Source organism: Candidatus Aminicenantes bacterium (assembly GCA_026393855.1).
In the GTDB taxonomy this organism is placed as follows: Bacteria; Acidobacteriota; Aminicenantia; order Aminicenantales; family UBA4085; genus UBA4085.
Window position 1 is genome coordinate 21,716 of sequence record JAPKZJ010000057.1, and the last position, 15,255, is coordinate 36,970.

The 15,255-nt window shown below is 63.7% G+C and carries 11 protein-coding genes; 3 read left to right on the forward strand and 8 right to left on the reverse strand.

The window, feature by feature from the left end:
- The first annotated feature begins 92 nt into the window (after positions 1-92).
- On the forward strand, positions 93-605 hold the full coding sequence (locus tag NTZ26_05755; GenBank protein ID MCX6560003.1) for a hypothetical protein: 513 nt from the start codon (positions 93-95) through the stop codon (positions 603-605).
- A 27-nt stretch (positions 606-632) separates the two neighbouring features.
- Here the strand turns inward: NTZ26_05755 and NTZ26_05760 are convergent, their stop codons facing one another.
- Positions 633-1,433 (reverse strand): methylenetetrahydrofolate reductase, encoded by an 801-nt coding sequence (locus NTZ26_05760; protein ID MCX6560004.1) that lies wholly within the window; start codon positions 1,431-1,433, stop codon positions 633-635.
- Complete coding sequence (locus NTZ26_05765) at positions 1,430-2,299, reverse strand: dihydropteroate synthase (protein MCX6560005.1); 870 nt, start codon at positions 2,297-2,299, stop codon at positions 1,430-1,432. Before NTZ26_05765 ends, NTZ26_05760 begins: the two co-directional genes overlap by 4 nt.
- Positions 2,300-2,459: 160 nt before the next feature.
- Between NTZ26_05765 and NTZ26_05770 the strand changes: the two genes are divergently transcribed.
- Entirely contained in the window at positions 2,460-4,337 is a 1,878-nt protein-coding gene (locus NTZ26_05770) for a glycoside hydrolase family 127 protein (protein MCX6560006.1), read from the forward strand.
- Between the two features lie 12 nt (positions 4,338-4,349).
- On the opposite strand, the gene NTZ26_05775 is transcribed toward NTZ26_05770, so the two are convergent.
- The 3 genes from NTZ26_05775 to NTZ26_05785 all read right to left on the reverse strand — a co-directional run bounded on the left by NTZ26_05775 (position 4,350) and on the right by NTZ26_05785 (position 11,050).
- The gene (locus tag NTZ26_05775; GenBank protein ID MCX6560007.1) at positions 4,350-7,292 is read right to left on the reverse strand and encodes a hypothetical protein; all 2,943 of its coding nucleotides are present in this window, start codon (positions 7,290-7,292) and stop codon (positions 4,350-4,352) included.
- A gap of 154 nt (positions 7,293-7,446) precedes the next feature.
- Positions 7,447-10,512, reverse strand: coding sequence for a hypothetical protein (locus tag NTZ26_05780; protein MCX6560008.1), 3,066 nt, complete (start codon positions 10,510-10,512; stop codon positions 7,447-7,449).
- The gene (locus NTZ26_05785; GenBank protein MCX6560009.1) at positions 10,505-11,050 is read right to left on the reverse strand and encodes a sigma-70 family RNA polymerase sigma factor; all 546 of its coding nucleotides are present in this window, start codon (positions 11,048-11,050) and stop codon (positions 10,505-10,507) included. The genes NTZ26_05780 and NTZ26_05785 overlap by 8 nt, the downstream gene beginning before the upstream one ends.
- 185 nt (positions 11,051-11,235) lie before the next feature.
- Here NTZ26_05785 and NTZ26_05790 point away from each other — a divergent pair, with 185 nt between their 5' ends.
- Positions 11,236-12,282, forward strand: a complete 1,047-nt coding sequence (locus NTZ26_05790; GenBank protein ID MCX6560010.1) for a PrsW family glutamic-type intramembrane protease — start codon at positions 11,236-11,238, stop codon at positions 12,280-12,282.
- 15 nt (positions 12,283-12,297) lie between these two features.
- On the opposite strand, the gene NTZ26_05795 is transcribed toward NTZ26_05790, so the two are convergent.
- The 3 genes from NTZ26_05795 to NTZ26_05805 all read right to left on the reverse strand — a co-directional run.
- Positions 12,298-13,869: a SpoIIE family protein phosphatase gene (locus NTZ26_05795; protein ID MCX6560011.1), complete on the reverse strand. Its 1,572-nt coding sequence runs from the start codon at positions 13,867-13,869 to the stop codon at positions 12,298-12,300.
- A gap of 22 nt (positions 13,870-13,891) precedes the next feature.
- Positions 13,892-14,224, reverse strand: a complete 333-nt coding sequence (locus NTZ26_05800; protein MCX6560012.1) for an STAS domain-containing protein — start codon at positions 14,222-14,224, stop codon at positions 13,892-13,894.
- Between the two features lie 95 nt (positions 14,225-14,319).
- A partial coding sequence (locus NTZ26_05805) for a DUF362 domain-containing protein (protein MCX6560013.1) occupies positions 14,320-15,255 on the reverse strand: 936 nt, incomplete at its 5' end.

Genomic DNA, 15,255 nt, shown 5'->3' on the forward strand with positions numbered 1-15,255 from the left:
ACTCTTGATTTTGCCGGCCTGATGGATCATGATCGGGACATCCGAATGACCCGGAAAGGAAGAACCATGGCCCAATTCGAAAGGAGGCATTCATGCGGAAGCGGATCGTGACTCTCGCAGTCATGGCGGGGGCGCTGGCGGCGTTGCTCGCCTCAGCCCCGGCAGCGGCGCAGAATCCCAGACTGGATATCAAGAAGCCGCCGCTTGAACAAGGCCCCGTCATCTCGCTGCTCAAGCCCGACCTGCGCATTCGGAGGATCTGGTTCGCCCGGTTCGTCGACAATCCGAATGTGCAGCCGCTCGTCGCCATCACCGCCCCCCTCAAGCTGAACGAAAAGGTCCTGATGATCTGCGATCTGGCCAACGAGGGCTCCGCCAATGTCAAAGGGCTTTGGCAGCTCGGCTATTACATCGATAACGTCATGCTCTGGAATAATTCCTGGGGCGATCTGGCCGCCGGCGCCCCCTTGCGCGGCGTCGGTCCCTACACGCCGACCTCGGAAGGCCAGCACAGCTACCGGGCCGTCCTGGATGTGGGAGACGTGATCAAGGAATCCAAGGAAGACAACAACAAATCCGAGATCCTGTTCCAGGTCATCCACTGAGCGGCGGCCGGACGGCCCAAGCCCGGTTCAGCTCCAGACCGACTTGAGCTGGGGGTACTGGGTCTTGAATCCCAGCAGGGCCAGGTAGGACCCGAAATCGGGATACAGGGCCCTGAGATCCCGCAGGTTCTGCATCGGGTCGTAGGGCGTGTCCTCGGGAATCGTAGCCCCGACGCATTCCGAGAGCAGGTGGAGCTTTTTCGACATCCAAGCGTCCAGGATCACGGGGCGGCCGAACGGCTTCAGGGCCAGGACGCGGTCGTCCCGCCCGATGATCGGCTGGGTAATGATGAACTCGGCCCCGGCGTCGATCTTCCGCCGCATCTTCTCGAGCTCTGAGTCCTGCGGCTCGTACGGGTTGAAGGCGACGCCGCAGTGGAAGGCGCCCGAGAACTCTCGATGGATGTAGCGGATCAGCTCAACCGACGTCACGGTGACGGCCGGAATCCCGATCTCCTCCGGCTCCAGCCGATGGAGGCGCTGGCTGCCGTCCCCCGAGACCACGAGCAGGTGGCGTCCGCCCATCTCGCGATAGGCCTGCAGCAGCTCGTCGAGCTCCTTTTTGGTGTGGAACGTGTTGAGATGGACGAGGATCTGGTCCGGGGCCACCGGCAACTCGGAGATCTCGATGACCTCGGTCGCCTGGAAACTCAACAGGCCCATGGGGTTGTCGGTGATGCAGGCGGCATATCCCGCAGCCATGACCAGACGGTACTTTTCCGCGAATTTCTCCAGATCCTCCTCGATCCTGGCCGAATCCCGCTTGGGGGTCAAGATCTCGACGTGGAAGATCTTGCGGTTGATGTGGCCCTGCATGACCCCGCTCAAGCGTAAAATTCCTTGACCCGCATCAAAGTGTCGAATCCCTCCAGCCCCAGGATGTCCGTCAGACAGGCCAGGGCGGGATGGCCATCCGGCAGGAGCTCATACTTGCGGGCCGTCGAGCCGATAATTGTGTCCAAGCCCCTAGGCATGGCCAGCGTCAGGAACGCGCTTTCCAGAGGCCCTTTGACGGGAGAGCCGTCGGCCCGCTTGGAAGGCAGCATGACGGTGAAGTTGCTGAGGCCCACCGACATATGGACTCCGGCCAGGTCGGGGTCGGCCTGGATAAGGGCCAGCGATTCCAGGACCCGGCGCAGGTGTCCCTCGCAGTCGCTGCCGATGGGCGCGATGCCGGGGTCGATGACGGCCTGATCGTTCCGGAATCCGGGGATTCTCGCCTTGGCCTCGGCCATCAACCGGCGGGCGGTGCGATGGGTCTCCTCGGCCGTGCGGTTGGGCGCCGAATCGCCGCCCTCCAGTCGCTCCGAGGACATCAGGATCGGCCGGAAGGGACGGATCTTGTGGAGATCGAACATCCAGAGCCGTAGGGGCGAGATCGAGTTCAGGATCGGCTCCCGCCCGCCGGTCCGCGAGGGATCATAGGCGCGAAGCCCGGCCTCGGCCAAGGCCGGGTCCGGCGTATCGATCGAGAGGGGCTTGGCTGAGGCCCGCTGAATGGTCGCCACCAGCTCGGCCATGAATTCGGGCGAGCGCGCCCCGACGTTGACGTCGAGGTAGGCCGCGCCTTTCTCGTCCTGGGTCCGGGCCAGCTCGACCAAGCCGGGGATATCACCCGCTTCGAAGAGCCTCTTAGTCGAGGGGACGGAATCGTTGATGGATTCGCCGATGATCGTCAATCCGGGAATAGCCATGGCCTTTATTTATCCTTTTCGCGGCCCGGATGCAACCCGCTCCCGCCATCCGGGAGGGATTCCTTGACAGCCCCCCGATCCGGCGATACATTCCCATCGCGGACGCGGGAAGCGCGCGCCGCCGCCCGCTTCGCCCAAGTCCGCTGAAGAGAGGTTGCCGATGAGAAAGAAAGGCCTGGCCCTTGGATTCCTGGCCCTGTCGGCGCTAGCCGCCGCCGTATCGGACCGTCCGCAGAACATGGATTCGCGGGACGGCGACAAGCTCATCCCCGTGGCGCTGAAGCAGAACGAGCTCAGGGGCGAGATCGGCCGGCGGATCAACGATCTGATCTACAAGAACTACATGGTCCTGGACCCCGAGAAGCAGTTCATCGAGCCTTTCCGCCTGCGGCCATTCACCAGCGGCGGGCATTATGTGGGCATCGGCAAGGTGATCGACGCGGGAAGCTATTTTACCGCCTACACGGGCGATCCGAAAGTGGCGGAGCAAACGTCCCGTTTCATCGACGGCATCATCCGAACCCGCGACGCCGACGGTTACATCGGCACCTTCAAGCCCGAACCCGAAGGGCGCCAGAACCATTACAACTGGGCCCTGCACGAACAGGAGTATCTGCTGCTCGGCCTGACCCGTCATTATCTGGAAACCGGGAACGGACGCTCCTTGGAGCAGGCCCGGACTCTCGGCGATTATGTGATCAGGATTTTCTCCAAGGACCCCAAGCCCGAGGAGGTTTGCACGGCCGGGCTCCCCGAAGCCTTCCTCCTGCTCTACCGCTGCACTCACGACGAGCGGTATCTGAAGTTTGCGGCGGAGGTCCGGCACGGGAATACGAAGTCAGAGGTTCAATGCGCCTCGCTGCTCGATTGGAAGCAGACGTTCGATGCAGGTGCCGCGCACGTCTATGTCATGCTGGCCCGATGCTACGCCCAGACGGAGCTGTACCGTTTCATGAAGAAGCCGTCCCTCCTGGACATGTCGGCGTACATGCGCCGCGAGCTGCTGCGCCCGGGAGGCGGCCTCAATGTCGTCGGTTCGGCTTCCGACGGCGAGTGGTTCTCCTATACTCAGAACGGAGCCGGGATGATCGGGGAATCGTGCGTGACGGCCTATCTGGTGCGCTGGCTGGAAAGCCTCATGCGCCTGGATGGCGATCTCCGCTACGGCGACATCATGGAGCGGACGATCTACAACGCCCTCTTCGCCGCCCAGGATCCGGAGGGCCGGAAGCTGAGGTACTTCACGCCGTTCACGGGGGCGCGGGTCTATTTCGACCAGGACGGCTTCTGCTGTCCCGGCAATTTCCGCCGCATCATGGCCGAGCTGCCCCGCCAGGTGTACTACCGATGCGCCGACAACGCCATCGCGGTCAATCTTTATACGACCTCGACCGCCGCGGTCAAGCTGGACTCCGATCTGTTCGTGACGTTGTCCCAGGAAACGGATTATCCGAACTCGGGTCATGTCGTCTTCCGGGTGACCCCATCGCGGGAGGCGGCCTTCGCCCTGCGGCTGCGGATCCCCCGCTGGTGCGGGAAGGCGACTGTTCGGACGAACGACGGCGACGCGGTCGCCGTGCCTGTCGGAGCATCCCCTTTCGAAATCCGCCGTAAATGGAAGGCCGGCGACACTGTGGTCCTGGACATGCCCATGGCCTGGCGCTTCATCCGGGGGCATCAGCTTCAGGAAGGCAAGGCGGCCCTGGCCTGGGGGCCCGTGGTGTACTGCCTGGGAACCGCCCAGAACGAGGAAATCCTCAAGAAATATCCGGATTTCAAAGGCATCGTCATCGATCCGACTTCGCTGGGCCGGCCCGAAAGGGACGACTCGATCCGTCCGGACGGGAGGAAAGTATCGCTCCGGGCCAGAGTCGAAGCCCCCGGACGCTGGAGCCAGGGGGCGCCCCGCGAGATCCTGACCTTCACCGAATTCGTCGACCCGACCGGGATCGCGACCTATGTCCACCTTCTGGATCTGGGTGCGGCCATCGAGGACGAGCTGATGGCGGACTGCTTCGGCTCGTCGAAGATCCGGTAGGTCTCGTACGGGTCAGAGCAGCTTGAGGGAAAACATAAACTCGTTGCGTGGAGGCAGCCCCTTTTCCTGGGCCCTGGCGTAGCCGAAGGAAACGGTCGTGTTAAGCAGTGAGAACAGCACGACCCGCAGGTCGAGCTGGACGCCGATATTGGCGGCCTGGCGGCGATAAGCGTCGTTATCGAAGTCGGTGACGATGCCGGAGGCGAAGAAGGCCAGGCGGGCCCAATTGCAGAACAGGCTCAGGAAGCCGAAGCGGCGGAAATGGACCGCCGGCAGGGTCCATTCCAGCATGGCCCGGGCGTAGTTGCGGCCGCCGAGGGCGTTCAGCTCGAGCCCGGGAAAGCTGTAAAACTCCCGGTAGCGCTTCTCCCCCAGATAGTCGATCCAGTTGTTGCCGAATCCGCCGAAGTAGAAGTTGACGAAATTGTTCGTCCGGTCGCCGAACGATTGGCCGGCCGTCGTCCGGAGCCACAGCGAGGAGTGCTTGATCGGCAGGGCCAGCCCATAGTCGAAGATGGCATTGAGGCGGGGATAGAAGTGCCCGTTGACGAAGTTGGACCGAGCGAAGACGTGAAAGCGATAGCCCTTCTCCTCGTCCACCGCCCCCAGCGATTTCCGGACGTCGGTGTAGCGCAAGCCGATCCGGGCGCTCAAGAACCGGTCATAGGTGGCGTCGATGTTCTGGTAGTCGGGCAGCTTGTCCAACCCCCAATACCCGGCCGCCTGGAAGTCGAGCTCCAAGGTTCGGGGCGTGTCATAGACCAGGTACTTGGAGTAGGCCAAGGCCAGCGAGTATCCTTTGCGGGCCACCTTGGTCGGCCCGAAGAGGTCGTAGAAGCTGGCCCCGTTGACGGTGGCGCTCAGAGTCCAATTCCAATAATGGTAGCTGAGCGCCAGATGAGGCCGCTCTTTGGCCGGCAGATCCGGGTTGGGCGTATAGGAGGCCGAGAGGTCGAAACCATTGAAGCGGAGGGGGTTGCGGAAGTCGGCCCGCAGCCCGATCGAAACCGAGTCCTTATAGCCCTCCACGATCGGGTAGATCGAGTTAAGCCGGATGTCGCGCCAGGAATTGTAGGGGCCGTCGGACCGAACCAGCGATTCGATGGGCACCGAGGCCGGCGAGGGCGGCAGCCAAGTCTTGACGATCGGGTACTTCTGAACAATTTCTTGGCCCAGGAAGCGGACCGCCCCGACGTCCGGGACCGGTTGGTTGGGAATCCAGCCCGGGACGAACCCGGCGTCGGTAAACTTGAACACCAGGAGGGCATCGTCCTTGACTGGGATCGGACGGAAGAATCCCGTCTCGGCGTTGGAGACGACCTCCATCGATCGCTTGGCGAAATCGTATCGGAAGATGTTGGAGGCCCCGGTGTAGTAAGAGGAGCCGAAGAGGAACCGGCCGTCCGGCGAATACCGGAAATCGGCCGGCGAATCCGTGCCGAAATCGTAGAGCGTTTCCATCGCCGGCAGGCCCTTGAGCAGGTCCGCCGTCTTCATCCGGACGAGCTTCTGGGCGCCCGAGACGTCGGCCACGGCCGCCGTGGCGAAGGCCCCGTCGGGCGAGAGATCCATGTCGTAGATGTCGGTGAAGTAGTCGAACCCGCAGACCGCAGTCCAATCGCGGTACGGCGGTTCGATCTTGACGATCGTGGACAGGCCGATATTGTGGCGGATGCCCCAGAGGGACTGATCCGCGGGGTTGAAAGCCAGGTCGCCGATGCGGGCGTCCTTGATCAGCGATTCGGTGCGGCCGCTCTTGAGGTCGACCACGGCCAGATCGCGCAGGGCGCTGTTGTCGGTGGTGAAGAACATCCGGCCGCCGGCCCGGTCGTAGGCCAGGGAAGCGACGGAGTAGAGCATGGCCCCCTTGATATCGCAGATCCGATCGATGCGGCCGCTGGCCGTATCCAAGGCCGCAATATGGGCGACCTGGCCCGGGAAGTTGATCCCGGCATAGATCTTGCCCCCCTCGGGGTCGTAGAAAGCCCGCGAGACCGAGCCCATCTGGGACCGGGTCAGAGGCGTGAATGGGGTCACCGGGTTCTTCCGGATGAGGGCCAGGTTCGCCTCTTGCCAGACCTTCTCGGCCGCGACCCAATCGCCCCATTCGGCGGCCAGGGGGCGCCCGAACTGCCGCTTGAACTCGGCCGCGAAATAGCTCTTGCTGCCCTTCGAGGCGGAAGTCCAGTCGACGACCTTCTGGGGACCGTACTTGAGGGCCAAGTGGGTGAAGAAGCGCGTGCCGTAGAGATACGAGATAGCCCCGATCTGAAAATCAACGGCCGTCCCTTCGGACTCCAGCCCGACCGCGTCATAGATCGTCTTATCCTCCAGAACCTTGGTCCGGAAGATCATCTCATCGTAAGATCCCAGGGCCCGCCCCAGGCCGCCGTCCATCCAAGTCTCCATGAAGACCGCGATGCCCTCGACGTACCAGCGCGGAGTATACGTTCGCGGGCTGGTCAAATAGGCATAGGCCATCGAGATGGGGTTGTCTTTATCGGCCATGACCTTGCCGAAAAACAGGGAGCGGAAGAAGCGGGCCGATCCGACCGGCTTGTCCATGGTCACGACATGGACCAGCTCGTGATTCATGATCAGGCTCATCCGCTCGTATCCGGGCATCATGTCGTAAACGTGCTGGAACGGCGACAGTTCAAGGAAGACCAGATTCTTAGGCACCGCCGTGGCGCCGCCGTTGCCCCAATCGCTGTAGTCCTGCAGGAACAGCGAGGTATTTTCCGCGGGCTGGTAGTCGAAGAACTTCTTGTAGAATCCCATCGTCGCGGTGAAGCAGCGGGCCAGATGCGAAACGACGAAGGTGTGGGTCTGGTTGTAGTAGACCAGGTCGAGTCCCGGGCACTTGAAGCTGAACAACGATTGGCCGGTGAGGAGCGACGGCCCGGCCGTCAGGGCGAACAGGATGACGAAGGCGATGGTCAGACGGGTTCTCATCTGGCTCTCCTGGCTTTCCGCGGTACCTAAGACATATCCAAGATCGGCCGTCGATGCAAGCCCTTTCCGTGGCTAAAAAAATCCCGCCCTCGCCGCCTCCTCCCCGGAGGGCCGGAGGACGGCGAGGACGGGTCAGTGGGGCTATCGGATCGGACTACTTGGCCAGGAGGCCGGCCTCCTTCATCAGGCTGGCAAAATTCGCTCCCTGCAGGAGGCCGGCGAAATCGGCGTCCTGCATCAGGCCGACGAAGTTCGCGTCCGCCATCATGGCGGCGAATCCGCCGTCCTTGACCAGGCTGGCGAACTGGGCATTAGCCATCAGGGAGGCGAACTGGGCATTGGCCATCAACCCCGTGAACCGGGAATTGGCCAGCAGGCCGGCGAAGTTGGCGTCGGCCATCAGGTTGACGAAGGCCGCGCTCTTCAGCAGGCCGGCGAACTGGGCATTGGCCATCAGCCCCGCAAAATTGGCGTTGGCCAGGGCGCCGGCAAAGCGGGCGCTCTTCATCAATTCGGCGAAGCGGGCGTCGGCCAGCAGGCCGGCAAAGCCGGCGCTCTTGAGCAATCCGGCGAATTCGGCGCTCTTCAGGAGGCCGGCGAATTCGCCGTTGTCCAGCAGCTTGGCCACCCGGCCCCAAGTCGCGCTGCTGCCGGCCATTTGGAGATTGGCTTGGACGTTGGCGAAGGCCGCGCTCTTCAACAGGTTGGAGAAGCGGGCGTTGGCCAGAAGGGAGGCATAGGCGGGATCCTGCTGCAGGCCGACGAAATTGGCGCTTTTCAACGCTTCCGCGAAGGCCGCGCTTTTCATCAGGGCCGCGAATTGGGCGCTCTTGAGCAGGCCTGAGAACTGCGGGTCCTGCAGGCATTCGACGAAGGAGGCGTCGGCCAAAAGATTGACGAAGGCCGCGTTCTGGAGCAGCCCGGCGAACTCGGCGCTCTTCATCATCCCGGCGAACTGGGCGCTCTTCATCAAGCCGGCGAAGCGTGCGTCGGCCATCAGGCCGGCAAAATTAGCGCTCTTCATCAGGCCGGCGAATCCGGCATCCTGCATCAGCCCGGCAAAATTGACGCTCTTCAACAAGCCGGCGAAATTGGCGTTGGCCAGGAGAGAGGCGAAATGGGCGTTCTGGAGAAGGCCCGCGAACCGGGCGTCGGCCATCAGGTTGGCGAACGAGGCGCTCTTGAGCAGGCCGGCGAATTGGGCGTTGGCCAGCAGCCCGGAATAGACCGGATCGGCCATCAGGCCGGCGAAATTGGCGCTCCGGACGGCGTTGGCGAAGGAGGCGCTTTTCAGCAGCGACGCGAACTGGGCGCTCTTCAGCAGGCCGGCGAAGGCCGGGTCCGCCATGAGGCCGGCGAAATTGGCGTTGGCCAGGACGTTGACGAAACCCTCGTCCTGAAGCAGGGCGGCGAAGTGCGCGTCCGCCATCAGGGCCGAGAACTGGGCGCTCTTCAGTAGGCCGGCGAAATTGGCATTGGCCAGCAGGCCCGCGAAGTTGGCATCCCTCAACAGGGAGGCGAATTGGGCGTTAGCCAGCAGGCCCGTGAAGCGGGCGCTTTTCATCAAACCCGCGAAGTTAGCGTTGGCCAGGAGGCCGGAGAACTGGGCGTTCTGCATAAGGCCGGCGAAGGCCGCGTTGGCCAGGAGGCCGGAGAACTGAGCGTTGGCCAGCACCCCGGCGAACGAGGCGCTCTTGAGCAAATCGACGAAAGCCGCGCTCTTCAGCAAGCCCGCGAACTGGGCGCTCTGCATCAGGTCGGCGAAAGCGGCGCTCCTCATCAGCTCGGCGAACTGGGCGCTCTTGAGCAGGCCGGCGAAGGCGGCGCTCTTGAGCAGGCCCGCGAACTGGGCGTTCTGCATCAGGTCGGCGAAAGCGGCGCTCTTCATCAGCTCGGCGAATTGGGCGCTCTTGAGCAGCTCGGCGTAGGCGGCGTTCTTCATCAGCGCAGCATAATTCGGCTCGGCCTGGAGGCCGGCGAAGCTGCCGCTCTTGACCGCTTCCGCGAAGGTCGCGCTCTTGAGCAGGCCCGCGAACTCGGCGCTCTTCAGCAAGTCGACGAATGCGGCGCTCTTAAGCAGACCGGCGAACTGGGCGCTCTTCATCAGCTCGACGAAAGAGGCGCTCTTGAGCAAGCCCGCGAACTCGGCGTTCTGCATCAAGTCGACAAAGGAGGCGCTCTTGAGCAGGCCCGCGAACTGGGCGCTCTTCATCAGCTCGGCGAACTGGGCGCTCTTCAACAGATCGATAAAAGCGGCGTCCTTCAGCAAACCCGCGAACTGGGCGCTCTTCATCAGCTCGGCAAATTGGGCGTTCTTGAGCAGAGCGGCGAAATTCGGCTCGGCCAGGAGGCCGACGAACCCGGGATTCTCGAGCAGGCCGGCGAATTGGGCGCTCTTGAGCAGAGCGGCGAAATCGGGATCCTGCATCAAGGCGGCGAACTGGGCGTTCTGCATCAGCCCGGCGAAGCTCGGCTGTTCGATGACGTTGACGAAGCCGGCGCCCTTGAGCAGGCCCGCGAAGTTCGGGTCCTGCATCAGGCCGGCGAAATTGGCGCTCTTGAGAAGCGAGGCGAACTCCGCGTTCTTCATCAGCGCCGCGAAGTTCGGGTCCGCCTGTAGGCCGGCGAAATTGGCCTGGGCCAATAGGGAGGCGAACTCGGCGTTCTTGAGCACGGCGGCGAAGTTCGGATCCTGCATCAGGGAGGCGAAGTTCGGATCCTGCATCAGCTTTTGGAAGCGGATGTCGCGGAGCACGTTCTGAACAAAGGGATTCTGGAGCAGCCGGAGGACGTTTTCCTTAGTCAGGATGACGTCCTTGGCCGACATCTGGCCGGCTCGATATCGGTCGGCCTTGGTGATCGTTCCGGCCACCTGGTCGGCGGCGGTCTTTTTCCAGAGCTGGGGGCTCAGGATCAGGATCAGGGCGATCACGGCGACAACCGCGACCGCGGCCAGCGAAAACACCTTTTGCTTCTTGGTCATGGGGTCCTCCTCCAAGTTCCCTCGCCGGATTCCGGCGAGAATATGGGCGGTAAAATCCGGCCCCGGGGCCGGTCCATCCATTGCCTTGATCAGGTCCCGAGACGCCCGCAGCTCGGCCCAGCGCTTCCGGGCATCGGCGTCGGCGTCCAAGCGGTCCCGCAGGATCCGGGATTCCGCGGCGGTGTTGGCCCCGTCCAGCTCCTGGTTCATCAGCCGGGCCAGGGGCTTGTCAATCATGGGCCTGGCGTCCTTCCCGCCCGACAAGCTCACGCATCCGGTCCCGGGCTGCAAACAGACGGGATTTGACTTTCCGTTCCGGAAGGCCCAGTGTCGCCGCCATCTCGCGGTAGGAAAGCCCTTCCGCGCTCAGGGCCAAGAGGGCTCGCTGGCCCGGGGCCAAGCTTCCCATCACCATCTCGAAGCGCCCCCGCTCCTCGGCCGCGGCCATCTCGGCCGCGGGATCAGGCGATGCGGCCGCCCAATCCGGCCCGGACGGCGCGCGGCGGTCCCGCTTGGCGGCGAAGTTGATCGATTCGTTGACGGCAATCCGGTAAAGCCAGCTGAAGAATTTGAACCGGGGGTCGTAGGCGCTCAGCTTGGCATAAGCCTTGATGAAGACGGATTGGGCGACGTCCCTGGCGTCTTCTTGGTTTCGGACGATGCGGTAAGCCAAGTTCAGCACCGGTCGCTCGTAGCGGCGAATGATCTCCTCAAAAGCCGCGACCTCTCCCTCGAGGCACCTGCGGACGGACTCGAGGTCGGTCGGTTCACTCATAATTACAATCGAGCGGGAGAATAGTTCGGCCGCATCCGGCGGACGGACGAATCCGGCGCGGGGCGAGGCGGGCCAAAAGTCCTTTCAGCAATCGGATGCCGAAAATATACTTTGGCCCCGCCGACCCTGTCAAGGCCGGCCGACGGCCCGAGCCGCGGCTTGACTGGGCGGAGGAATGTCATAAAATGACAAGCGAAAACGACGCCATGGCGAATACCCTGCCGATCCTGGCCCTGAAAACCCTGGTCGGCCTGCTTCCCGTGCTCGTCTTCCTCCTGGCCCTGGTCTTCCTGGACAGCTACAAGCTGGTCCGCTTGAACGCCCTCCTTCTCGCCGTCCTGGGCGGAGGCCTGGCGGCAGCGATCGGCTACTTCGCCAACACGAACCTGATGCCCCTGTTCCAGAGGGATTTCGCGCTCTATTCCCGCTATATCGCCCCCCTGATCGAAGAGGGGCTGAAGGCCTGCGTCGTCCTGGCCTTTTTCCGGGCCCGGCGGATCGGCTTCCTCGTCGACGCCGCCATCTTCGGCTTCGCGGCCGGGGCCGGTTTCTCGCTGGCCGAGAACATCTATTATCTGAACGCCTCGCCCGAAGCAGGGCTGGCCGTCTGGATCATCCGCGGCTTCGGCACGGCCATGATGCACGGCGGCACGACGGCCATCTTCGCCGCCGTAGCCAAGTCGGTCTCGGACCGCCGCGACATGTCGGCGGGACTGGCCGGACTGCCCGGGTTCGCCATTGCGTTCCTCGTCCATTCCGCTTTCAACCACTTTCTCTTGCCCCCGCTCCTGGCGACCGCCGCCATCCTCGTCTTCCTGCCCCTGGTCGCCGTCAACGTCTTTCTGGTCAGCGAACGGGGCACCCGCAAGTGGCTGGACGTAGGCTTCGACTCGGACGTCGAGCTGCTGGGCCTCATCACCGCCGGACGCGCTTCAACCACCAAGGTCGGCCAATATCTGCTGGCCCTGAAGGGCAAGTTCCCCGGCGAGGTCGTGGCCGACATGCTCTGCCTGATCCGCCTCCACCTCGAGCTGTCGATCAGCGCCAAGGGCCTCCTGTTGCTGCGGGAGGCGGGATTTCCGGCCCCGGCCGACCCCGCGGTCAGCGAGAAGTTCGCCGAGCTCAAGTACCTGGAGAAAAGCGTCGGCAAGACGGGGATGCTGGCCGTCGGCCCGCTCCTGCACCGCAGCCGGCGCGATCTCTGGGAGCTTCACATGCTGGGCATGAAGTAAGACGGTCGGCCTAGATCAATCGTCGGAAGGCCCGATCGGGCCCGGCCCTTTGTATTTAAGCGCGACCATGGTGATGTCGTCCGAGGGCGGGTTTTCCCGGACGAAGGCCTTGACGGCGCCGCGGGCCCGGTGGACGAGCGCTTCCGCATCCAGGGCCGTCGCCCCGGCCAAGCCTTCAATCAAGCGGGCCTCGGAGAACAATCGATCCGACGCGTCCATCGCCTCGGTCACGCCGTCGGTGTAGAGGAAGACGGTTTCGCCCGGCCGCAGGACCCTACTTGTGGTCCGGAAGGCATCGCTCTCGAACGCGCCCAGGATCGTCCCCGTCGGCCCTTCGAGGGGCACGAATCCGGCCGGGCCGGCCGAGACAAGCGGGGCCGGGTGGCCGCCGTTGGCGTATTGGAGCTCCCCGGTCTTGACGTCCAGGACAAGCAGATAGACGGTGACGAACATCAGGGTCTCGTTGTCGGGGATCAGGGTCCGGTTGACCCGGGCCAGAATTTCGGCCGGCAGCAGTCCGCGCAGGGCCTCGGTCTTGAGCAGGGTCTTGCAGATGGCCATGAACAGGGCCGCCGGGACGCCCTTGCCGGACACGTCGCCGACCAGGACGCAGAGCTTCCGATCGTCGATGAGAAAGAAATCAAAGAAATCCCCGCCGACCTCCTTGGCCGGCTCCATCACCGCGTAGATGTCGAACTCGGTCCGGTCGGGAAACGGCGGAAAGATCCGCGGCAGCATGCTGGCCTGGATGTCGCGGGCAATCCGCAGCTCGCTTTGGATCCTCTCCTTGGCCTCGGTCTCGGCCCTCAGGTTCTCGATGAAGCGCTTGATGCACAGGTGGACGAGCTGGAAGGCCAGGGCCGAGTCCCGGTTGAAGAGCCGGATGACGTCGTCCTTGTCGATCGTGTACGCCTCGAGGTCCTCTGCGCAGACGGCCGAGGCCGTGCGGGCGTGGAACGGCGAGAGGATGCCCATCTCGCCGATGACCTCCCCTTCTTTGACCACCTTATCGATCTCGATGAGCTTGAGCGAGCCGCGGGCGACATAGAACATCTTGTCGGCCCGGTCCCCCGCCTTGAACAGGACGTCGCCCTTCTTGTACGTCTCCCGGTTCATCGAGGCCAGGGGAAATCGTAGATCGTCGTCGGCCGCCGCGGCGGTTCGGGCGTTCGCGGGCTTGTCCGGCCCGAGGCGGAGGCGAAGGATGTTCTTGTCGCTCTCCCGCCGGTAGTCCACCTCGTCCACCATGTTCAAAAGGAAAAAGACGCCGAGCCCGCCGATCTTGCGATCCTCCAAACCGCTCCGCAGGTCCGGAGGCGGAACGGACCGGACGTCGAAGGGCACCCCCGTGTCCTCGATCTCGAGGATGGAATTCCCGGGCTCAGGGCCGGATTCCCAGATCAATTCGATGTCTCCGGGGATGCCGATGTACGCGTGGCGGATGATATTGACGACGGCTTCCTCGACGGCCAGCTGGACCTCCCCCGTCCGGAGGGACGAATAGCCCGCCGCGGCCGAGCGGGCCGCGACGAAGGCCAGGAAGGGATTGAGGGACTCGAGCCGGGCGGGCAGGCGGAGGCGGGGCAAGGGATCGCTCCGGGTCCGCGGCCTAGGGCCGGCCGAGCGCGGACTCGACCGAGTCGGTCATGGGAAAGATCGAGCCGAAGCCGGAAATGGTGAAGACTTCCTTGACCACGTCTTTGGCTGCGGCGATGACGACCCGGCCCTGCTTGGGTGCGAGCTTCTTGCCCAGGACAAGCAGGCTCCGCAGGCCGGCGCTGCTGATATAGTCCAGGCCGGAGAAATCGACGATGAAAGTGCCCGCCCCCTCGGCCAGCCAGCTCTCGCAGCGCTTGTCGAACTCCGGGGCTGAACCGGCGTCCATGCGCCCCGCAACCGTGACGATCATCCTGCCGCCGTCCCGTCTGCCGTCGATGGTCATGTGGCCGTCCTTCCCCGCCGCCGGGATCCTCCGGCGCTCTCGCGCGCCGTCGATGATCGGATTCTATCGTCGGCCGCCGACGCCTGTCAACGGGCCTAAACCCGGAGCTCCCGCAGGTCGATGCGGGAGAGGTCGTCCGTCCCCAAGCCCGCCGCGGCGCAAGAGGCGACGTGAGTGGCGATGGGGCGGATTGATTCCAACCCCTGAACCCGACGCTTTTCCTCGAGCAGATCCAGGCCGAGTCGATCCATGGCCACGGGGTCCCGACTGAAGAATATGCGGTTGTCGGTCGCCAGGTGGGTTCCGGCCACACTGACGGTCGAGATCTTGGCCGCCTCGCCGATATGCAGGACCATTTTGTCCCGCAGGCAGGGCATGGCCAGGATGGCCGGGATGGCCTTGGCGCAATAGTCGATGTGGAAGCGGACTTTATTGGTGGTGACGCCGAGGGCGATGTTTTTCGTGGCCCAGGTCACGCCGCTGTCCTCGTTGTGTTTGAGGACGGCGATATTGACCAGCTTGGTGATATCGCGGGTCACGATCCGGGAGAAGCACGATTTCTCCTCGTCGGGGATGGCGACGCCCTCGAACTTGTCGATTACGGCCGCGGCGATCTTTTTAATGCCCTCGCGGTCGTCGTAAGCGGTATACAGCCGCCGCAGCTCCGGCTCGAACTGGACGGCCCGCGCATCTCCCATCCGGCTCAGCATCCACAGCCAGGTCACGGAGTTAAAGATCCTACGGTAGGAGGCGGTCTGAAGGAAATCGCCGCGGACGAGCTCCCGAAACTTCTTGAGCGTCCCGTCTTCAAGGGACAGAAAGACATCCCGGTCGTAACCCTCGACCCACGGCAGGATCGACTCGCCCTGGGTCGACGTGCCCATGACCCGCATGCCGACCGGGCCTTTGTTGAGGGTCAGGCCGGTCCGCTGGAACTCGCGGTCGAGGCGGTCCCAGACAATGACGGCGTTATCCTTGACTCCGGCGCTCTTAAGCCCGGCCGCAACCGCGTTGACCGACTCGATCGAAGA